The following is a 20,751-nucleotide window of genomic DNA, read 5'->3' as shown; positions in this document are numbered from 1 at the left end:
AGGAACCATCATCGGTGATCGGCTCGCTCGCCGCGCCAGTGGGTCAGCTCGGCCGTCAGGTTCTTCACCGCGGTGGTCGCCCAGCGTGTCCGCGCGGCTTCGCTGCGGTAGAGCGTCCGGGAAAGCATGCTTTCGAGGACGGCGATGCGGCCTTCGCGCCAGACGTCGTCGGAGTACTTCGCGTACTCCTCGCGCACCGCCTTGGCGTACGCGGCGTAGTTCGCTTCCGGCGCGCCGAGGATGGCGAGATCGGCGTCGAGGAGGGCGGTGGCGAGGGCGTCGTCGGCCGGGGCGTCGTGCTTGATCGTGGCGAGGATCAGGCCTTCGACACGGCTGATGTGCTCTTCTCGGACGCCTTCCAGGGCTTCGCGGGCCCATGCGGCACTGGCGCGTTCGTCTTCGCCGGGCTTCGCGTCGTAGACGACGTCGTGCGTCCAGGCCGCGACGGCGACGATTGCGCGCTCGGTGGCGTCGAGGTCTGCGGCCAGCCAGGCGGAGTCCCGCGCGACGGCGGCCGCGTGGTCGAGCGTGTGATAGCGGCGGTGAGGTTCGCCGTAGCGCGCTTCGAGGAGTGGCCATGCATCGGGCCGGCCGCCCAGCACCCCGGTCGCGGCGCGCCACTCCATCAGTCGAAGATGCCCCGCGGCCGCGCCACCTGGTCGAGCCAGTCTTCGAGCTGCTTCTCCCAGTTGACGTCCGGCTTCATGGTGAACATCCCGAGGAAGTCCTGCCCGCGGCCGCCGAAGCCGCCGCTCTTGCTCACCCGGACGTTCTTGGTGACCTCCAGGACGACGTCCGTCCGGCTCGACGACGCCAGGAACGTCACCGCGAGCTGGGAGAACACGCTCGCGAAGCGCGGCGAAGGCGTGAAGCGGACCTCCTGGAAGAACGGCAGCTGCTGCTGAGCGCCGTTGATCCGGCCCTGCTCGAGGATCGCCTCGCGGAAGACGAAGCCGATCCGGCTCAGCGCGTCGAGGACCCGCTTCTGCGCCGGGAGCGGCTCGATCGCGACGGCGTCGGCGTCGAACGGGTCCGACACCGCGGCCGCCAGGTCGAGCTCGGCCCGCACCCCGACCGCCATGCCGGTGAGCGGCTTGCCGAAGACGCTGGTGATCGGCGTCTCCCAGGGCAGCGGCAGCTCGAACGGCAGCCGGACCTGCTGGCCGGCGCGGATGGTCTCGGCGCCCACCAGGTGCTGCGAGCCGAAGGGGAGGTCTTCGGTCTTGTCCGCGCCGGGCACCTGGACGCGGGCCAGCAGCGTCACGTCGAGGCCCTTGATCTCCTGGTCGACCTCGCCGCCGGCCAGCAGGACCTCGCCGTGCAGGGGACGGCCGGGGGAAGCGGTCCGGTCGAGCAGCCGGGCGTCGATCTTCGCCCCGCCCGAGCCGAACGTCGCGAGCACCTTCTGGAACATGCCGCAGATCCTGCCAGGCCGGGGGGCTTTCGTACGAGGTTCGGCGGGACTCGGGCACAATGGCCGGGTGAGCACCGAGACGCTGACGAAGCCGGAGACCACGCCCGAGGGCACGGACACCACCGACGACGACACCCCGAAGATGTTCCACTACGTGAAGAAGAACAAGATCGCCGAAAGCGCGGTCATGGGCAATCACGTGGTGGCGCTCTGCGGCGAGGTCTTCCCGGTGACGAAGTCGCCGAAGCCCGGTTCGCCGGTCTGCCCGGCCTGCAAGGAGATCTTCGACGGGCTGCGCCCCGGCGAGTGACGTCCTGAGCCCACCCCGGCGGGTGACCCCGCCGGGTCTTCGGCGTGTCCGGAAGCGCACGGATCCCCGAACAAACGTGAAAACCATTCATTAGTCGGGTGCGCCCGGTACGGGACGCCTGGTAGTCCTTCGACGCCAGGTTCCCTCACCCACCGGAGTCGCACATGCGCAAAACCGGGATCGTCCTCACCCTCGTCGCCCTGCTCGCGGTCGTCTCGCCCGGGCTGGCGCAGGCCGTCACCGGCTGGACCGAGGTCGGCCGCGACCAGGCCCGTGCCCTCGACGAGAGCCAGGGGCTCGCCACGATCGTGCGGCCGTCGGGCACCACCATCCGCTACACCGGGATCGCCACCATCCCGGCGGACCTGAACTCCCAGGGCTGGAACCACGTCGGCGACCCGGGTTCGGCCCAGGGCTGGTACGTCGAGCCCTACCAGCGTGACGACCGGGGCGCGAAGCTCTTCCGCGTCCAGGCCCCGGACGGCTCGTGGCAGAACTTCAAGCACACCCTCGAGTCGTGGGAAGCCAACAACAACTCCTTCGCCGCGGTGTCGCCGGACGCCCGGTGGATGGTGGCGGGGGAGTGGGGCACGATGGACCGCCTCCTGGTCCACCCGATGCCCGGCGTCGCGGCCACCGACCCGGCGCAGAACCTGCCCCTCGCCGGCACCGTCCGCCTCGACCACCCGGTCCGCGACGTCCAGGGCTGCGACTTCCAGACCGCGACCCGCCTGCTCTGCGCGTCCGACGACCCGGACGGCAGCCTCTTCGGCGCCACGAAGCCGTTGCTGCAGGTCGACCTCGCGGTCCCGCTCAACGGTTCGGACGTCGCGGGGCACGTGACTTCGCTGGGCCAGCTGCCTTTGCGCAGCGGCTGCAGCGGCAACTTCGAGGTCGAGGGCATCGACTTCGACGAGCGGGACAACACCCTGCGCGTGATCGTGATGTCGCCGAGCATCTGCATCCTCTTCGACAGCATGACCTACCGCTTCAAGCAGTGAACACGTCGAAGGCCCGTAGCTTTCACGTGAAAGCTACGGGCCTTCGTTCTGCGGTCAGGCAGCGGGCGTCGGGTCCAGGGACTCCGACTCCGGCGCCTTCGCCGGGTGACGGCGAGCCTCGCGACGCGCGCGGCGACGCTCCTTCCGGGTCTCGACCATCGTGTACAGCGTCGGGACCAGCACCAGCGTCAGCAGCGTCGAGCTGACCAGGCCGCCGATCACCACGATCGCCAGCGGCTGGCCGATGAACCCGCCCTGGCCGGTGATGCCCAGCGCCATCGGGACCAGCGCGAAGATCGTCGCCGCCGCGGTCATCAGGATCGGGCGCAGCCGCCGCCGGCCGCCCTCGGTGACCGCGTCCGAGACGCTCATGCCCTCCGCTCGGTACTGGTTGATCAGGTCGATCAGGACGATCGCGTTCGTCACCACGATGCCCACCAGCATCAGCATGCCGATCAGCGCCGGCAGCCCGAGCGCGGTGCCCGTCGCCAGCAGCAGCCCGATCGCGCCGGTCGCCGCGAACGGGATCGACACCAGCAGGATCAGCGGCTGGATCAGGCTGCGGAACGTCGCCACCATGATCAGGAACACGATCGCGATCGCCGCCAGCAGCGCCAGGAACAGGTTGGAGAACGCCTCCTGCTGGTCCTGGCTCACGCCGCCGAGGGAGTACGACGCGCCGCCGGTGAACGTCAGTCCGTCCAGCTTGGACTGGATGTCCGCCGTGGTCTTGCTCAGGTTGTCACCGGTGTTCTTGGCGGTGACCGTGGTCGAGAGGTCGCCGCCGGTGCGGTGCACCGACGCCGGTCCGTCCACAGTGGACACCTTCGCGACCTCGTCGAGCCGGACGACACCGGCCGGGCCCGGGATCGGCAGGCCCTTGACCTGGTCGACCGTCACCGGCGCGGCGCCCGCGCGCAGCACGACGTCCGTGCGCTGGCCGCCGACCGGCAGCTGCGTCACCGTGCGGCCGGCGATCGCCTGGTTGGCGACCTGGCCGATGGTGCTCGCCGACAGCCCGTGCGCGGCGGCCGCGGCGTCGTCCACCTCGACCTGCACCCGCGGCGAGCCGACGGCCAGGTCGCTGGTCACCTCGGTCAGCCCGGACACCCCGCCCAGCGCCTGCACGACCTGGTCGGACGCGGGCTTCAGCGCGGCCTCCGACGGCGCGGTCACCGTCACCGACACCTGGTCGGAGTTGAAGCCGGAGGCGTCCGCGCCGATCTTGATCTCACCCAGCTCGGGCCGCGACGTCAGCTTCGCGCGCAGCCGGTCCGACAGCGCGTCGAGGTCGGTGTCCTTCGCGACGGTGACCGAGATGCTCGTCGACGTGCCGCCGCCCCCGAACCCGCCGAACGCGCCACCTCCGCCGACGCTCACCTGGTACGTCTGCACCGCGCTCTCGGCGGCCAGGGCCTGCTCGACCGCCGTCGCGGCCTTCTCCTTCGCCTCGACGCTCGTGCCGGCGGGCAGCTTCTGCGTCATGTTCAGCGTGGTGCCGCCGGACTGGTCGAGGAAGTTCGTGTTCAGCCGCGTCGCGAGGCCGACCGTGCCGGCGAAGATCAGCAGCGCCAGCAGGACGACGGTGAGCCGCCGCTTGGTCGCGAACCGGATCACCGGCAGGTAGGCCCGCTGCAGGAGGCCGCGGCGCTCCTTCTCGACGGCGGCTTCGCGCGCCCGCTCGGCCTCGATGGCGTCCGTGGGCACCTTCGGCTGCTTCAGGAACCAGTACGCCAGTACGGGAACCACGGTCAGCGAGACGAGCAGCGACGCCAGCAGCGCCACCGTCACGGTGATCGCGAACGGCGAGAACAGCTGGCCGACGAACCCGCCGACGAACGCGATCGGCAGGAACACCGCGACGGTCGTCAGCGTGGACGACGTCACCGCGCCGGCCACCTCGCGGACGCCGTCGAGCACCGCCCGTTCCTTCGCCTCGCCGTAAGCCAGATGTCGCTTGATGTTCTCCAGCACGACAATGGAGTCGTCCACCACCCGGCCGATCGCGATCGTCAGCGCGCCGAGGGTGAGCAGGTTGAGCGACAGGTCGCCGGTCCACAGCGCCAGCAGCGCGACCACCACCGACAGCGGGATCGACACCGCCGTCACCAGGGTCGAGCGCACCGACAGCAGGAACAGCAGGATGACGACGACCGCGAACGCCAGGCCCAGCAGGCCTTCGGTGGTCAGGCCGCTGATCGCGTCCTTCACCGGCGTGCCCTGGTCGAACACGATGTTCATCTCGGCGCCGGTCTTCTTCGACAGCTCCGGCAGCTTGTCGCGCACGGCGTCGGAGATCGCGACGGCGTTCCCGTTGTCCACCATGGTGATCGAGAGGCCGAGGCTCGGCTTGCCGTTGGTGCGCGTGATCGACGTCGGCGGCGCGAACCCGGTCTGCACGTCGGCGACGTCACCGAGCTTCACCGGCCCGCGCGGCGGCGTGCCCCGAGTGGCGCCGGAAGCGGCGCCCGGGGTCAGGTAGAGGTTGCGGATCGTGTCCACAGTGGTCTGGCCGCCGCCGACCTGGACCGACAGCGTCTTGTCACCCTCGGTCAGGGTGCCTGCCGGCACCGCGGCGCCGGCGGTCTGCAGCGTGGTGGCGACCGACGTCGGGTCGACGCCCGCCGCGGCCAGCTTCGCGTAGTCGAGGGTGATCGTGACGCGCGGCTGCTGCACGCCGGTGACGGTGACCGTGCGGACGCCGTCGATCTTCCGCAGCTCGGGCGCGACCTGGTCGGTCAGCGCGGGCGCGAGCTGCTGCGGGTCCCCGGCCGTGCCCGCGGCGACCAGCACGACCGGCAGGTCGTCGGTGCTGCCCGCGGACACCGACGGCTCGGAGTTCTGCGGCAGCCGCGGCTGGACCTGGTTCACGATCTGCTGGATCTGCTGCACGGCCGCGTCGAGGTCGGTGCCGAACGCGAACTGCGTCACCACGCGCGAAACGCCGTCCGAGGACGTCGAGTTGATGTCCTCCAGGCCCTTCAGCCCCTGCAGGGCGCCTTCCAGCGGCTCGGTGACCTGCTTGTCGACCGCGTCCGGCGACGCGCCCGTGTACGCGGTGACGATCTGGGCCTGCGGGAACTGCAGGGACGGGAACAGCTGCTGCTTGATCTGCGGCAGCGCGAAAGCCCCGAAACCGACGACGACGAGCGCGAGCAGGCCGATCAGGCTTCGGTTGCGCAGGCTCAATCCGGCCAGCACGGACATGACTTGGGAACCCCCTCGGGAACGACGCGGCGACCGACGCCTGCGTCAGTGACCGGGGCAGCTTTTCACGGCGATGCTGAGGAGCGACTCAGTCTGCGGGTTGATTTTGTGTCGTCCGCGGGGATGAATCGCGACCCTGAGCCGCGCTGGGTGCCGGTTCCGGTGCGCTGGGTGACGGTTCGTCCTCTTCGGACGCTTCACCGTCGCCGTTTGCGGAGACGTCTTCGGCGCGCGGGCGCCGCAGCGGCGTGGTCGTGCGCTCCCACAGCTTGCGCCCTTCCTCCGTGCGCAGCCGCTCGGAGGCGCGTTCCATCTCCAGCCGCCGCCACTTCCGGCGCTGGCGCCGGGTCGCCTTCGCCGGCCACAGCTCCTGGATCGCGCTGTTGAAGTACGCCCCGCCGACCACGGCGAGCCCGACGAAGAACGTCAGCAGCAGGAACGCGATCGGCGCGGCCAGCGCGCCGTAGGTGTACCCCGTCTTGGTGATCCAGTTCAGGTAGATGCGCAGGCCGACCGAGGAGAGCAGGAACACGACCATGGCGAGCACCGCGCCCGGCAGCCCGCGGTGCCACGGCAGCTTCCGCGGCAGGGCGAGCTTGTACAGCGTGGTCAGCGCGAGGGTGATCATCACCGCGAGGGTCGGGAAGTAGAGCGCGTTCACCCACGACGCCACCGTCGGACGCCAGTCCGTGGGGAAGAACTCGGGCAGCAGGTCGGGGCCGATCGCCAGCAGCGGCAGGCCGACCACCAGGATCACCAGGCCGCCCAGGTACAGCAGCAGCGCGAAGATCCGCTGCCAGACGTCGTTGCGGACGCCGTACTGGTCGTGCGCGACCGTGATCGCGTCGACGAACGACGACATCGCCGACGAACCCGCCCACAGCGAGATCAGGAAGCCGACCGAGACGATTTCGCCCTTGCCGACGGTGAGGATGCTGTTGACCGTGGGTTCGATGATGTCGTGGACGGCGTTCTGGCTGAACACGGTCCGGCAGAAGCCGATGATCTTGTCGTGCACGGCCGAGACGACGTTCTGGCCGAACCATTCGCCGATGAAGCCCAGGCTGCCGAGCAGGCCGAGCAGCAGCGGGGGCAGCGAGAGCGTCTGCCAGAAGGCGGCCTCGGCGGCCTCGGAGAAGATGTTGCCTTCCCAGGCCTTGGCGAGCGTGCGCGTGAGCAGCCGCCACGGCCCCCTTCGGGCCACCTTCGTCGCTGCGGACGGCTGCACCTCACCCATGACGTGTCCAGCATGGTCCATCCGTGCGGATTTGGCTCGTCACACCCCCTGCGGCCGGGCGTGTCGGGTGACATCACCCGTGCCGGTGCCCGGAACTGTCGGACCCGGCCGGTAGACTCGCTCCAGTGCCCTCACCGCAGCCATCGACGCCGAAGTCGGTGCCACAGTGAGGGTTTTTGCACGTCACAGCGCACGTCAAGGCACTTGAGCGAGGGGGGACCGGCATGACGGAGACGCAGCTCGGGGCGCCTCCCGCGGAGAAGGACTCGACCGCGCGCCCGCTGCGGGCGTGGCAGCGGCGGGCACTGACCAAGTACCTGACGACGCGGCCCAAGGACTTCCTCGCGGTGGCGACGCCCGGGGCCGGCAAGACGGTGTTCGGCCTGCGGATCGCGGCGGAGCTGCTGAGCGACCGCACGATCGAGGCGGTCACCATCGTGACGCCGACCGAGCACCTGAAGCACCAGTGGGCCGCGTCGGCGGCGCTGGCCGGCATCCAGATCGACTCGAACTTCCGCAACACCACGGGCGTGACGTCGTCGGACTACAACGGCGTCGCGCTGACGTACGCGCAGGTCGCGGCCCACCCGACGCTGCACCGCGTGCGCACCGAGAACCGCAAGACGCTGGTCATCCTCGACGAGATCCACCACGGCGGCGACGCGAAGTCCTGGGGTGACGCGATCCGCGAGGCCTTCACCCCGGCCGTCCGGCGGCTGTCGCTGACCGGGACGCCGTTCCGGTCCGACGACTCGGCCATCCCGTTCGTCACCTACGAGCCGGACGCGGGCGGCTTCCAGCGCAGCAAGGCCGACCACTCGTACGGCTACGCGGACGCGCTGGCCGACGGCGTGGTCCGGCCGGTCGTCTTCCTCGCGTACTCGGGCGAGGCCTCCTGGCGCACGAGCGCGGGCGAGGAGTTCACCGCCCGGCTCGGCGAGCCGCTGACCGCGGAGCAGAACGCCCGCGCGTGGCGCACCGCCCTCGACCCGGCGGGCGAGTGGATCCCGGCGGTGCTGCAGGCGGCCGACACGCGGTTGTCGCAGGTCCGCCAGCACGTCCCGGACGCCGGTGGCCTGGTCATCGCGACCGACCAGGAGACGGCGCGCGCGTACGCGAAGATCCTGGAGCGCCTCTCGGGGGAGGCGCCGACGCTGGTGCTCTCGGACGACCCGAAGGCGTCCGGGCGGATCAAGGAGTTCTCCGAGACGAAGGAACGCTGGATAGTGGCGGTCCGGATGGTCTCGGAAGGCGTCGACGTCCCGCGGCTGGCGGTGGGGGTGTACGCCACGAGCGCGTCGACCCCGCTGTTCTTCGCCCAGGCGATCGGCCGCTACGTGCGAGCCCGCAAGAAGGGCGAGACGGCGAGCGTGTTCCTGCCGTCGGTGCCGGTGCTGCTGGAGCTGGCCAGCGAGCTGGAGGCGCAGCGCGACCACGTGCTGGGCAAGCCGCACCGCGAGCAGGAGGGCTGGGAGGACGAGCTCCTCGCCCAGGCCAACCGCACCGAGGACGAGCCGGGCGAGGAGGAGAAGGCGTTCACGTCGCTGGGCGCCTCGGCCGAGCTCGACCAGGTCATCTACGACGGCAACTCGTTCGGCACGGCGGTGTTCTCGGGCTCGGACGAAGAGCAGGAGTACCTGGGGCTGCCGGGCCTGCTGGAGCCGGACCAGGTCCGCGCGCTGCTGCGCAAGCGGCAGGAAGAGCAGATCGCGGACGAGAAGCGCCGCAAGCCCGCGAAGGAGGAGGCGCCCCCACCGGCGGCCCGCCCGGCGTCGGTGAGCGAGCGGCTGGGAACGTTGCGCAAGGAGCTGAACGCGCTGGTGGGCATGTACCACCACCGCACGAAGAAGCCCCACGGCGCGATCCACAACGAGCTGCGGCGGGTGTGTGGTGGGCCGCCTACCGCGATGGCGACCGTGGAGCAGCTGGAGGAGCGGATCGTCACCCTGCGGTCCTGGTGACCTGCGCCCGGTGGTCCGGCTTTGGCCCAGCGCCGGGCCGAAGCGCCATGAATGACTCATTCATGGCGTCTGGTGACATGAATGAGTCACTCACTTCATCGGGCCTGGCTGTCGAGCCGGCGGGGGCGGTCCGAGGACGGTGGTCGCGCGCCGGTCAGGTCGGCCGCCCTTGACCTCGGTACCGCTGTCCGATCTCGGCACTGCCGACCTGGACTGTGGCACCGTTGCCGTTGCCGTTGCCGTTGCCGTTGCCGTTGCCGTTGCCGTTGCCGTTGCCGTTGCCGTTGCCGTTGCCGTTGCCGTTGCCGTTGACCTTGACCTTGACCTTGACCTGGGCGTGCGGCTCGGCGCGGGATCGCGGTCCGGCGCCGACCGCTCACCTGGGGCCTACGAGTTCCGGTGAGTCCGCTCCACCGGCGCTGCCCGGTCCGCGCGGTTTGCTCGCCGATCCGTCCAACCCGGCTAGCCGCCAACTCCAGCCGAGCCCACCTCCCCGGCCTGTCCCAGCCACCGGTGTCGCCCAGGAGGCTGAACCCGCCGGTCACCGTCCGTTCCACCACCACCTCCACGGACCTTCCACAACTCCGTGACGTTGCGTGCCCGATCGGTCTTCTCCCGGCTGCCCGTGCGTCCCCCAGCCGGTGGCGGTTCGGGCATCCCGGGTCCGAAGTTCGCAAGTGGGCGACCAGTCCCGCGTGTTTGCCGTGGGTTCACCACCACTTCGCGGTGGATCGCACTCGGTGTACACCGGCGGAGTACCTTCAAGGCGTCAAGAAACCTGGATGTAACACAGGGTGAGTGCTGGCGATCACATCGTCAGCGGATCTACTCTTTCCGGGCGAGGTTCAGCTCGTGTTGCCGAACCGTGTCCAATTGGTGTCATTTAATCGATCCAGCTATCTTCCCCGCAGCCGCTCAGCGGCATATGTTGTCGCCCACAACATATGCGCGTCGGTGCGCCGGGACCCTCCGGATCGCCGCCCCGCTAGGCCCGAAGCGAAGCCGAGGGCCGCTCGTCACCAATGCTTGGATCCGGAAGGAACGAGGATGCGCAGCAGAACCCTTACCCTCCTCGCCGCGACGGTGAGCACCGGCCTGGTGCTGTCCGCTTGTGGTGCCAACAGTTCAGACAGCGGGGGCACGGGGAGCAGCTCCGCGTCCTCGTCCGCGCCCGCCGCCGCCGGCGGCGCCAGCGGCAAGGTCGGCGTCATCCTCCCGGAGACCGCCACCTCGGCGCGCTGGGAAGCGTTCGACAAGCCGATGCTGCAGGCCGCGCTGTCGGCCCAGGGCTTCGAGGTCGACGTCCAGAACGCCCAGGGTGACAACCAGAAGTTCGCCACCCTCGCCGACGGCTTCATCAGCTCCGGTGTCAAGGTCCTGATCATCGCCCCCGGTGACCCGGCCGTCGGTTCCGCGGTCGAGACCAAGGCGAAGGCCGCGGGCATCCCGGTCATCGACTACGACCGCCCGAGCCTCGGCGGCTCCGCCGACTACTACGTCTCGTTCGACAACGAGAAGGTCGGCCAGCTGCAGGGCCAGGCCATGGCCGACGCGCTGAAGAGCAAGGCCGGCGCGGGTGTCGTCCAGATCGAGGGCGCCCCGACCGACAACAACGCCACGCTGTTCACCAAGGGCCAGGACTCCGTGCTCGAGCCGCTGTTCTCGGCGGGCACGCTCAAGCGGATCCAGAAGCAGCCGATCAACGACTGGGACAACCAGCTCGGCGGCACGACGTTCGAGCAGATCTTCACCGCCAACGGCGGCAAGGTCGACGGCGTCGTCGCGGCGAACGACGGTCTGGCCGGCGCGGTCATCACCATCCTCAAGAAGAACGGCCTCGCCGGGAAGGTCCCGGTCACCGGCCAGGACGCCACCGCCGACGGCCTGATGGCGGTCATGCGCGGCGAGCAGTACATGACGGTCTTCAAGCCGATCAAGGAAGAGGCCGAGTCGACCGCCAAGCTGGCCGCCGCCCTGGCCAAGGGTGACACCGCGGGCGCCGACGCGATCGCGACGGGCAAGCTCCACGACCCGAAGAACAACCGCGACATCAAGTCGGTGCTGCTCACGCCGACCACGATCCTGGAGAAGGACGTCAAGACCGTCGTCACCCAGGGCTACGTGAAGGCCGCCGAGATCTGTGGTGGCGACCTCGCCGCCAAGTGCAGCTCGCTCGGCATCTCCTGAGCACTCCGCAGTACCCATGAACAGCCGGGCCGGGACGCGCACCCCGACGGCGCGTCCCGGCCCGGTCCCCACCCAGGAGAAATGCCATCCATGAGTGAGCCCATTCTCGAGATCAAGGGCCTGAACAAGAGCTTCGGCCCCGTCCACGTCCTCCACGACGTGGACTTCGACGTGCGTGCGGGCGAAGTGACCGCACTCGTCGGCGACAACGGCGCCGGCAAGTCGACCCTCGTCAAGTGCATCGCCGGCATCCACCCGTACGACTCGGGGGCCGTGCGGTTCAACGGTCAGGACGCCCACATCCGCGGTCCCAAGGACGCGGCCGACCTCGGCATCGAGGTCGTGTACCAGGACCTGGCGCTCGCCGACAACCTCGACATCGTCCAGAACATGTTCCTCGGCCGTGAACGCGGCAACTCGTGGAAGCTGGACGAAGCCAGCATGGAGAAGGCCGCCCGCGAGACGCTGGCTTCCCTCTCGGTCCGGACGGTCAAGTCCGTCCGCACCCCGGTCTCTTCGCTGTCCGGTGGTCAGCGCCAGACCGTGGCCATCGCCAAGTCGGTGCTGTGGAACAGCAAGGTCGTCGTCCTCGACGAGCCGACCGCCGCCCTCGGTGTGGCGCAGACCCGGCAGGTGCTCGACCTGGTCCGCCGGCTCGCCGAGCAGGGCCTGGGGGTCGTGCTGATCAGCCACAACATGGCCGACGTGTTCGAGGTCGCCGACCGCATCTCGGTGCTCTACCTCGGCCGCCTCGTCGCCGAGGTGCACACGAAGGACGTCTCCCACGGCCAGATCGTGGAGCTGATCACCGCCGGTCGCTCCGGTGACCTCGGCCTGGCCCGGCCCGAAGCCGTGGTCCTGTGAGCGGGAAGAAAGAACCGGAAATGACTGAAACCCCTGCCAAGCCCGAGGTCGGCACGCCGGCCGCGGAAGCGCTCGCGCAGACCCAGAACCCCACCGCGGCCATCACCGACTTCGGCATCGACACGACATCGATGTCACCCGGTGAAGCCATCCGCGACTACGTAGCCCGCCTTCGGGCCGGCGAGCTCGGCTCGCTGCCGTCGCTGTTCGGCCTGCTCGTGCTGGTCATCCTGTTCAGCGCGCTGTCGGACAACTTCTTCACGCTGGCCAACATCGCCAACGTCTTCCCGCAGGGCGCGGGCGTGATCATCATCGCGATGGGCATCGTCTTCGTGCTGCTGCTCGGCGAGATCGACCTCGCCGCCGGTGTCGCCTCCGGCACCGCCGCGTCGGTGATGGCCCTGCACTACGTCCACGCAGGCAACCTGCTGGGCTCAATGGGTTCCGGCGTGTTCATCACGTTCATCGCGGTCCTCGCCGCGGCCATGCTGCTGTCGGCCTATCAGCGGATCTGGGCCGGCGCCGCGCTGTCGCTGGTCGGCCTGCTGCTCGTCGCGATCGGCGTTCCCGCCAACGCCTGGCTGGAGATCCTGCTGGCCATCTGCGTCGGCACCGCGATCGGCTGCATCACCGGCTTCCTGGTCTCGAAGATCGGCATGCCGTCCTTCGTCGTGACGCTGGCGCTGTTCATCGTGTGGCAGGGCGTCCTGCTGCAGTTCATCGGTGAGGGCGGCACGATCGGCATCACCAACTCCGACGTCCTGTACAAGATCGCCAACGGCAACCTGAACGTCGTCGGCAGCTGGATCTTCTTCCTCGTCGCCGCCGGCGGGTTCGCGGTGATCACGCTGCTCAGCCACTTCCGGCGGCTGCAGCGCGGCCTGGTCGTCCAGCCGACGGCGCTGGTCGTCGCCAAGGTCACCGCGCTCGTGGTGCTCTCGGCGCTGGGCACCTGGCTGCTGACGATCAACCGCTCGCCGAACAAGGCGGTCGTCACGATCGAGGGCATCCCGTACGTCATCCCGATCATGCTGGTGCTGCTGGTGGCCGGGACCTACGTGCTCAACCGGACCAGGTACGGCCGGTACGTCTACGCGGTCGGCGGCAACAAGGAAGCCGCCCGCCGCGCCGGTATCGACGTGCCGAAGATCCGGGCGAGCGTGTTCGTCATCGGCTCGGCGGTCGCGGCCATCGGCGGCATCGTCGCCGCGTCGAAGGTCGGCTCGGTCAGCCCGCAGTCCGGTGGCCTCAACACGCTGCTGTACTCGGTCGGCGCGGCCGTCATCGGTGGCACGTCGCTGTTCGGCGGCAAGGGCCGCGTGGCCGACGCCGTGGTCGGTGGCCTGGTGATCGCCGTGGTCATCAACGGCCTGGGCCTGCTCAAGCAGCCGGCCGCGGTGGTCAACATCGTCACCGGCCTGGTCCTGTTGCTCGCGGCCACGGTGGACGCGCTGTCGCGGCGCCGCGCGGCTGCGTCGACGCGCTGAACCAGCATGGGATGATCAAGCCCGTGTCCAGCTCACCCGTCGCACGACCGGACGAGGTGCGTCGGCACAACCGCACGACCCTGCTCCGCCTGCTGCACGTCGGCGGGCCGAGCACCCGGGCGACCCTGGCTTCCGAGCTGGGGCTCAACCGGAGCACGATCAAGACCCTCGTCGACGGGCTCGCCGAAGCTGGTGTCGTCGAGGAGAAGGTGCCGAGGCCGGGACGAGGGGCGGGCCGCCCCTCGCTCCTGGTCCTGCCCCAGCCGCACGCGGCGGTCGTGCTCGCGGTCGACCTGCAGGTCGAGCACGTCGCGATCGCGCTCGTCGGGCTGGGCGGCCAGATCCTGGGCCGCAACAGCTGGAACCTGCGGGGCCGGATGGGCCAGCCCGACGAGGTCATCACCCACGTCATCGAGTCGACGACCGTGCTGGCCGGCGACCTCGACGTGACGCCGGTGGCGGCCGGGGTGTCGGTGCCCGGCGTCGTCCGGCGCGCGGACGGGCACGTGCACGAGGCCCCGAACCTGCGCTGGACCGACGTCGCGCTCGGCGAGCGGCTCGGCGCGGTGCTGCAGATCCCGATCCTGGTCGGCAACGACGCCGAGTTCGGCGCGGTCGCCGAGCACCTGCGCGGCGCGGCCCGCGGGGCGTCCGACGTGGTGTACATCTCGGCGGACGTCGGGGTCGGCGGCGGGGTCATCGCCGAGGGCTCGGCGCTGCGCGGCGGCGCCGGGTACGTCGGCGAGATCGGGCACATGGTCATCCGCCCGGACGGCAGGCCCTGCTACTGCGGCAGCAGCGGCTGCTGGGAGACCGAGGTCGGCGAAGCGGCGCTGTGCCGGGCCCTCGGGCTGCCCGAGGACACCCCGCGCGGGGCGATCCTGTTCGAGCTGCGTGAGCTCGGCCGGGACCCGGACGCGGCGCTGTCGAGGCTGGCGGAGTTCGCGGAGTGGCTGACGCTGGGGCTGATCAACGTCGTCAACCTGCTGGGGCCGCAGCTGGTGATCCTCGGCGACCTGCTGACGGTGCTGCCCGAGGCGGTGCTGCGGCACGTCGGCGCCGAAGTGCGGCGGCGCAGCCTGGTGAGCCGGGCGGTCGGCGGCACCCGGATCGTCAGCTCGGCGCTGGGGGCCGACGTGAAGCTGCTGGGCGCCGCGGAAGTCGCGTTCGAAGTCGTGCTGGATTCTGTCTGATTTTCTGTCTTGTCCCGTGTCCGGAATCACGGCATTCCGCGGCCGGGCCGTGATTTAACCCCGCACTTTGCAAGTTGCAGACTGTGCAAGGTTCGGAAATACGAAGGCGGCCGGTGCCTGTGCGCACCGGCCGCCTTCGGGCGTTTCGGGGTTCGTTACCGCTGGATGTCGGCGGACAGTTCCTTGAGCTTGGCCTCGTGCTCGCGGGCGTGGTGCCCGCAGAAGAGAAGCTCGCCGCCCTTGAGGACGGCGCGTACCTGAGCTGCGGCCCCGCACCGGTCACAGCGGTCGGCGGCGGTCAGTTCGGGGCGGGTGAGCGTCGGCGTTGTCATGGGGGTCTCCCTCCGTCCCGGCACCGGTTGCCCAGTGCCATCGATCCAGCTACGCCCACTTCGGGACTGACGCCGGGGGCGGCGATCGCCTCCGGCTCCGCGGTGTTCGTGCTTCCACTCTTCCAGACGTTTCGCGGCCCGCAAGTGTTCCCGCGCCGGTGGGACCTGAGTCACGTCGATTTACCCCGGATGTCGTAGCCGAGTCCCGCAATGCAGGAGACGAATACCCGGAGAGTTACGTTTTCCGTGGTCAGGCACCATGGAGAGGTGAGCACGATGACTGCGTCGCGGCGGCTTTCCGCGGTACCCGCTCCGCTCTTGTTCGTTCTCAGCGGAATTTCGATGTACGCCGGAGCGGCGGTCGCGATCGGCCTTTTCGGCCACGCGACACCGGCGGGGGTGGCCTGGCTGCGCTGCCTCGGCGCGGCGCTGGTCCTGCTGGCCTGGCGCCGCCCCGGAAAGGCGGCCTGGCGTGGCCGCCGGCTGGTGCTGGCGATCATCTTCGGCGTGGTGACGGCGGGCATGAACGTGCTCTTCTACGAGGCGATCGCGCGGCTCCCGCTGGGCACGGTGGTGGCGCTGGAGTTCGCCGGCCCGGTGGTGGTGGCGGCGTTCGGCTCACGGTCGGTGCGCCACGTGCTGGCGGTGCTGCTGGTGGCCTGCGGCGTGGTGGCGATCGCGGATGTGCAGCTGTCGGGGTCCGCTTTGGGTGTTTTGTTCGCTTTGGCCGCGGCGGCGGCTTGGGCGGGTTACATCTTGCTGGGTAAGCGCGTGGCGTCGGCCTCGGGATCGGGACTGGACAGCCTGGCCATCGGCTTCGCTGCGGCGACGGTGGTGCTGTCCCCGTTGGCTCTCGGGGCGGGGGAGGCTTGGTCTTCGCCGCGGATGCTGCTGTTGGGGGTGGGTGTCGGGGTGCTGTCGACGGTGGTGCCTTATGCGCTGGACCAGGTTGTGCTGCGGCGGGTGGGGCAGGGGCGGTTTGCGGTGTTGCTGGCGTTGCTGCCGGTGACGGCTGGGGTGATGGGGTTCGTGGTGCTGGGGCAGGTGCCGTCGGTGGTTGAGGCTTTGGGGACGTTGGCTGTTGTGGGTGGGGTGGCGTTGCGGGGGCGGGATGATGCGGTGGCTCCGGTGGCCGAGCCGCCCGGCTGAGGTTTTCGACGAGTCGTTGCCGGTCTCGGTTGCCAGGCTGGCTTGAGTGTCGCGAATGGCCCATTGGGGACGCCAGATGTCCCGAATGGGTTCATTCGGGACATGTCCTGCGTGGTTCCGCCCTCCGCGACGGGCTCAAAGCCGGATGAGCGCTGAGCCGGGCGCGCTGGGGCCCACCCCAGGGCGGGTCCGACCCTCCGGGCACGAACCGGTCGCGGAAGGCCCCTGACCTGCAGCCGCGCCGGTGGCGCACCCAAGGCGGGCTCAGGCGCCGGGCGCGGCCAACGCCGCGGTATGGCTCCGATCCTCTGGGCGCGGCAACGTACAGCGCGCGCTCCGGCCTCAGTGATGCGGCGAGGCCCCGGCCCTGGTGGTTCCGACCCTCCGGGCGCACCGGCCCGCTGCGGGCGGCCAGGCCCCTCCGGCTGCCCCAGGCCGGAGTCCAGTCCTCCTGGCGAGGCGAGGCGAGGTGCGGCGAGGCGAGGTGCGGCGCCGGCTTCGGAGCGGCAAGGCACCGAGCAGGCCAGCTCCAGTCCTCCTGGTGAAGCCAGGCGTGTGCGGCACGCCACCCGGGGAGCGGCGAGGCACCGAGCAGGGCGGTTCCGCCTCTTCCCTGAACACAGCGGCCTCCCCGGACCAGCTCCAGCCCACCAGGACCGAGTTACCCACAGCCTCACCGTGATGTGGACAATCCGGCTCGACGGCCGCTCTTCCCGGCCTGTTCGTCGGACCCGCCCGATACGCTGGAGCGGGGCTCGTCCCCCGGGATGGGTGGGGTCTGTTGCGGGGCGGAGGAGGTGGTGGGCATGACCAAAGCGGCGTCGGCTGCGGCGAAGGATCTCGCTGCCGGTGGGGTGAGTGGGGTTCACCTTGCCTGGGCCGACAACAACGGCATTCCGCGCTCGCGCATCGTTCCCGTCGGCGGGCTTGCCGATGCCGCCACCCGGGGCGTCGGGGCCACCTCGCTCTTCGCCGTCTTCGACAGCCATGACGCCATCACCTACGGCCACGCCGGGCTCGCCACGCCGTCCGGGGACATTCGGCTCGTGCCCGTCCTCGATCGGCTGCGGCGGCTTGCCGGGCAGCCCGCCCTCGCCTGGGCGCCCGTGCGGCAGCTCACCCAAAACGGTGACCCCTGGCCCTACTGCCAGCGCGCCGTCCTCGAGGCGCAGGTTGCCGAAGGCGCCCGGCGCGGGCTGGAGTTCCGGGCCGGTTATGAGCTCGAGTTCGCCGTCGCGCCCGCGGGCAGCGCCGACATCGTCAGCGAACCCGGGCATCCCGGGCCCGCCTACAGCCCGCACGCGCTGGTCGGGCTCGACGGCTTCGTCGCTGCCCTCCTGCACGACTTTGCCGCCAACGGTCTCCGGATCGGGCAGCTGCACGCCGAGTACGGCCTGGCGCAGCTCGAGCTTTCGCTGGCCGCCACCGATCCCGTCTCCGCTGCCGACGACCAGCTGCTGGCCCGGCAGACCATCCACGCCGCCGCGCACGCGCATGGCCTCGTTGTCAGCTTCGCGCCGCTGATCGGGCTCGGCTCGGCCGGGAACGGCTGGCACCTGCACACCTCCGTCCGCCGCAAGGGCCGCAACCTGCTCGACGGCGACGGCCGGCCCGGGGGCGACGGCGCCGGGTACCTGGCCGGGCTGTTGCGCGACCTGCCGGCGCTGACCGCCGTCACCGCGCCGAGCGTCCCGTCGACCCTGCGGCTGCGTCCCGGCTACTTCGCCGGCGCGTACGCCTTCTGGGGCGTCGAGAACCGGGAAGCGCCGCTGCGGTACGTCCCCGGCTCGCCGCTGCTGGGCGCCGACCACGCGAACGTCGAGCTCAAGACCTCCGACGCCTCGGCCAACCCGTACCTCGCGCTGGGCGTCGTGCTCGCCGCCGGGATGGCCGGCATCGAGGACTCGCCCGCGCTGCCCGAGCCGATCGGCGAGGACCCGGGCGGCTGGACGGCGGGGGAGCGGGAGACGCGCGGTGTGCGCCGGTTGCCCGCGGACACCGCCGAGCAGGACGCCGCGCTGCTGGCCTCGCCCCGGATCGCCGGCGCGCTCGGGGACGAGCTGCTCGGCGCCTTCCGCGCCGTCCGGGCGTCCGACGCGGCGTGGGCGGCCGAACGGAGTGTCGAGGAAATCGTCACCGCACACCTGTGGCGCTACTGAGGGGACCGATGTCTTCGGGGATCGACGGCGGGCAGCTCGACCTGTCCGGGGTGCGGTGGCTGCCGGGCGGGGCCCGGCTGGCCGCCACCGCCCAGGCGGAGCTGCCGCAGAAAGACGGTCTGGCCGCCGCGTTCTGCGGGCTCGCGGCGCTGCGGGCGGCCGGGCTCGACGTGCCCGACCAGGACGCCGTCGCGGTGGCCGCCGGCACCGTTCGCGGGCCGGTCGTGCGCCCGGCGGGGGAGGTGGGCCGGGCCGGCTTCCGGCTGCCCGTCCCGGTGGTCGACGACCCCGCCGCTGCAGGCACGCGGGTTTCCGGGCTCGCGGTGGCCCTCTCGTCGCTCTCGCGCGGCGCCCTCACGGCGGTGCCGGCGACCGGGGAGTGGACCACCGAAGCGCTCTTCGACCTCCTGGCCGGGCTCTGGGACGTGCCGCGCGTCGCGGTGATCGCCCGGATCGACGGCGCCGAGCTGGGCGCCACCGACACCCCGGAGCGCGCGCTGCTCGACTACCTCGACACCGGCGTCCCGCCACTGTGGACGTCCCGCTGGCGCCCGCCCGGCGGCCACTTCGTGCTCCTGGCGGGTGTCCGCATCGGCGCCGAAGGCACCCTGCTGTCCGTTGTGGACACCTATGCGTCCTTGGGGGACAACGGGATCCACGACCAGCCGGTCGAATGGGTGACGGCGGCGCTCGCCGGGCTCGGGGTGCTGGTGGTCGTCGACGCGGACCACGCCGCCGTGACGCGCGAAGCGGTCCGCGTCGCCGGGTTCACTCCGTCTTTTTGGGACTGACTTCGGCGTTTTCCGGCGCGAAGCGGGAGTGGCGGCGGCCGTAGGCGAAGTAGATCACCAGGCCGATCACCAGCCACGCGGCGAACCGGATCCAGGTCAGCACGTTCAGGTTGAGCATCAGGTACAGGCACGCCAGCGCGGCGAGGACCGGGACGACCGGCGAGAACGGCACCTTGAACGGCCGGTCCAGGTCGGGACGGCGGCGGCGCAGCACCGGGACCGCCACCGCCACGATGATCATGGCCGACAGCGCGCCGATGCTCACCATGTCGGCCAGCTCGGCGATCGGGATGAACGCGGCCAGCACGGCGATCAGCGCGGCGCCGCCGATGGTCATCCGGTGCGGGGTGCCCCACTTCGGGTGGGTGCGGCCGAGCGCCTTCGGCAGCAGGCCGTCGCGGCCCATCGCGAAGCCGATCCGCCCGATCGTCACCAGCTCGACCATCATCACCGACGTCAGCCCGGTCACCGCGCCGAGCGAGATCAGCGCGCCCACCCAGTGTTGGCCGACCCGGTCGAACGCGTCCGCCAGCGGCGCGCCCGTGTCGATGTCGGTGAACGGGATCATGCCGGTCAGCACGATCGACACGCCGATGTAGAGCAGCGCGCAGACGCCCAGCGCGCCGAGGATGCCGACGCGGAGGTCCTTGCGCGGGTTGAGCGTCTCCTCGCCGAGGTTCGCGAGCGCTTCGAAACCGGTGTAGGCGAAGAAGACCACGGCCGCGGCGGTGATCATCCCGGCGATGCCGTAGACCGACTGCTCGAGACCGAGCGCGGCCTGCACGATCGGCTGCTCCAGCACGGTCGAGCCGCCGTCGGGCGCCTTCGCGGGCGGGATGAACGGCGTGAGGTTCGCGCCCTTGACGAAGAACAGGCCGACGGCGAGCACGAGCACGCAGACGGCGACCTTCACGCACACGAGCAGGTTGGTCAGCCAGGCCGACTCCTTGATCCCCAGCACGGCGACCACGGTCAGCACGGCGATGATCAGCACGGCGCCGACGTTGACCTTCGCGTCTTCGCCGAACCACTCCGGCGACAGGCCGAGCAGGTTCGCCAGGTAGCCGGACCAGCCGCGCGACACCACGGCGGCGCCGAGCGCGAACTCCAGCAGCAGGTCCCAGCCGATGATCCAGGCGAAGATCTCGCCGAGGGTCGCGAAGGCGTAGGTGTAAGCGCTTCCCGCTGTCGGCACGCTGGAGGCCAGCTCCGCGTAACAGAGCGCCGCTAGGCCGGCGACCACCGCGCCGAGCACGAACGACAGCGTCACGGCGGGCCCGGCGTGTGTCTTCGCCTCGACACCCGCGAGGGTGAAGATGCCGGTGCCGATGATGATCCCGACGCCGAACCCGACCAGGTCGCGCCCGCGCAGCCGCCGCTTGAGCTCGCCGGAGTCCTGGCGCTTCAGGACCTCGTCCACGTTCAACGTTCTCCGCACACCCATGAGGAGAAGTTAGAA

The 20,751-nt window shown here is 70.7% G+C and carries 17 protein-coding genes; 11 read left to right on the top strand and 6 right to left on the bottom strand.

Annotated elements, in window-relative coordinates; translation table 11 throughout:
• Positions 1 to 8: 8 nt before the first annotated feature.
• The gene (locus ACZ63E_RS21565; RefSeq protein WP_465337907.1) at positions 9 to 626 is read right to left on the bottom strand and encodes an HD domain-containing protein; all 618 of its coding nucleotides are present in this window, start codon (positions 624 to 626) and stop codon (positions 9 to 11) included.
• Positions 626 to 1,414 carry a sporulation protein gene (locus ACZ63E_RS21560; RefSeq protein WP_465337906.1) on the bottom strand — a complete coding sequence of 263 codons (789 nt, stop codon included), beginning with the start codon at positions 1,412 to 1,414 and terminating at the stop codon, positions 626 to 628. Before ACZ63E_RS21560 ends, ACZ63E_RS21565 begins: the two co-directional genes overlap by 1 nt.
• Positions 1,415 to 1,481: 67 nt before the next feature.
• On the opposite strand from ACZ63E_RS21560, the gene ACZ63E_RS21555 reads away from it, so the two are divergent.
• Both ACZ63E_RS21555 and ACZ63E_RS21550 read left to right on the top strand, forming a co-directional pair.
• Positions 1,482 to 1,724, top strand: a complete 243-nt coding sequence (locus ACZ63E_RS21555; RefSeq protein ID WP_167379801.1) for a DUF3039 domain-containing protein — start codon at positions 1,482 to 1,484, stop codon at positions 1,722 to 1,724.
• 164 nt (positions 1,725 to 1,888) lie between these two features.
• Positions 1,889 to 2,725, top strand: coding sequence for a hypothetical protein (locus ACZ63E_RS21550; protein ID WP_465337905.1), 837 nt, complete (start codon positions 1,889 to 1,891; stop codon positions 2,723 to 2,725).
• Positions 2,726 to 2,779: 54 nt separating this feature from the next.
• Here ACZ63E_RS21550 and ACZ63E_RS21545 read toward each other — a convergent pair whose 3' ends face one another.
• Both ACZ63E_RS21545 and ACZ63E_RS21540 read right to left on the bottom strand, forming a co-directional pair.
• On the bottom strand, positions 2,780 to 5,932 hold the full coding sequence (locus ACZ63E_RS21545; RefSeq protein ID WP_465337904.1) for an efflux RND transporter permease subunit: 3,153 nt from the start codon (positions 5,930 to 5,932) through the stop codon (positions 2,780 to 2,782).
• A gap of 88 nt (positions 5,933 to 6,020) precedes the next feature.
• The gene (locus tag ACZ63E_RS21540; RefSeq protein WP_465337903.1) at positions 6,021 to 7,169 is read right to left on the bottom strand and encodes a YihY/virulence factor BrkB family protein; all 1,149 of its coding nucleotides are present in this window, start codon (positions 7,167 to 7,169) and stop codon (positions 6,021 to 6,023) included.
• Positions 7,170 to 7,393: 224 nt separating this feature from the next.
• On the opposite strand from ACZ63E_RS21540, the gene ACZ63E_RS21535 reads away from it, so the two are divergent.
• From ACZ63E_RS21535 to ACZ63E_RS21510, 6 genes are all read left to right on the top strand, one after another.
• A complete protein-coding gene (locus ACZ63E_RS21535; protein WP_465307421.1) occupies positions 7,394 to 9,130 on the top strand; it encodes a DEAD/DEAH box helicase in 1,737 nt (578 codons plus the stop codon).
• A 169-nt stretch (positions 9,131 to 9,299) separates the two neighbouring features.
• Positions 9,300 to 9,533: a hypothetical protein gene (locus ACZ63E_RS21530; RefSeq protein WP_465337902.1), complete on the top strand. Its 234-nt coding sequence runs from the start codon at positions 9,300 to 9,302 to the stop codon at positions 9,531 to 9,533.
• Positions 9,534 to 10,177: 644 nt separating this feature from the next.
• The gene (locus tag ACZ63E_RS21525; protein ID WP_465337901.1) at positions 10,178 to 11,317 is read left to right on the top strand and encodes a sugar ABC transporter substrate-binding protein; all 1,140 of its coding nucleotides are present in this window, start codon (positions 10,178 to 10,180) and stop codon (positions 11,315 to 11,317) included.
• Between the two features lie 90 nt (positions 11,318 to 11,407).
• Entirely contained in the window at positions 11,408 to 12,181 is a 774-nt protein-coding gene (locus ACZ63E_RS21520) for an ATP-binding cassette domain-containing protein (protein ID WP_247063508.1), read from the top strand.
• A 20-nt stretch (positions 12,182 to 12,201) separates the two neighbouring features.
• Positions 12,202 to 13,668 carry a sugar ABC transporter permease gene (locus ACZ63E_RS21515; RefSeq protein WP_465337900.1) on the top strand — a complete coding sequence of 489 codons (1,467 nt, stop codon included), beginning with the start codon at positions 12,202 to 12,204 and terminating at the stop codon, positions 13,666 to 13,668.
• An 11-nt stretch (positions 13,669 to 13,679) separates the two neighbouring features.
• Positions 13,680 to 14,861: an ROK family protein gene (locus ACZ63E_RS21510; RefSeq protein WP_465337899.1), complete on the top strand. Its 1,182-nt coding sequence runs from the start codon at positions 13,680 to 13,682 to the stop codon at positions 14,859 to 14,861.
• A gap of 155 nt (positions 14,862 to 15,016) precedes the next feature.
• Here ACZ63E_RS21510 and ACZ63E_RS21505 read toward each other — a convergent pair whose 3' ends face one another.
• Positions 15,017 to 15,193, bottom strand: coding sequence for a DUF7455 domain-containing protein (locus ACZ63E_RS21505; RefSeq protein WP_247011850.1), 177 nt, complete (start codon positions 15,191 to 15,193; stop codon positions 15,017 to 15,019).
• A 342-nt stretch (positions 15,194 to 15,535) separates the two neighbouring features.
• On the opposite strand from ACZ63E_RS21505, the gene ACZ63E_RS21500 reads away from it, so the two are divergent.
• From ACZ63E_RS21500 to ACZ63E_RS21490, 3 genes are all read left to right on the top strand, one after another.
• On the top strand, positions 15,536 to 16,342 hold the full coding sequence (locus ACZ63E_RS21500; protein ID WP_465338100.1) for an EamA family transporter: 807 nt from the start codon (positions 15,536 to 15,538) through the stop codon (positions 16,340 to 16,342).
• A gap of 806 nt (positions 16,343 to 17,148) precedes the next feature.
• The gene (locus tag ACZ63E_RS21495) at positions 17,149 to 18,501 is read left to right on the top strand and encodes a type I glutamate--ammonia ligase (protein WP_465337898.1); all 1,353 of its coding nucleotides are present in this window, start codon (positions 17,149 to 17,151) and stop codon (positions 18,499 to 18,501) included.
• 8 nt (positions 18,502 to 18,509) lie between these two features.
• Positions 18,510 to 19,292, top strand: coding sequence for a DUF6885 family protein (locus ACZ63E_RS21490; protein WP_465337897.1), 783 nt, complete (start codon positions 18,510 to 18,512; stop codon positions 19,290 to 19,292).
• On the opposite strand, the gene ACZ63E_RS21485 is transcribed toward ACZ63E_RS21490, so the two are convergent.
• Positions 19,270 to 20,712, bottom strand: a complete 1,443-nt coding sequence (locus ACZ63E_RS21485) for an amino acid permease (RefSeq protein WP_465338099.1) — start codon at positions 20,710 to 20,712, stop codon at positions 19,270 to 19,272. The two genes, ACZ63E_RS21490 and ACZ63E_RS21485, sit on opposite strands and share 23 nt — an antisense overlap.
• Positions 20,713 to 20,751 lie beyond the last annotated feature (39 nt).

It is taken from the genome of Amycolatopsis sp. NPDC104819, assembly GCF_055583145.1.
Note: the sequence above shows the minus strand (reverse complement) of the source record. Positions and strands in the feature narration are given on the sequence as shown.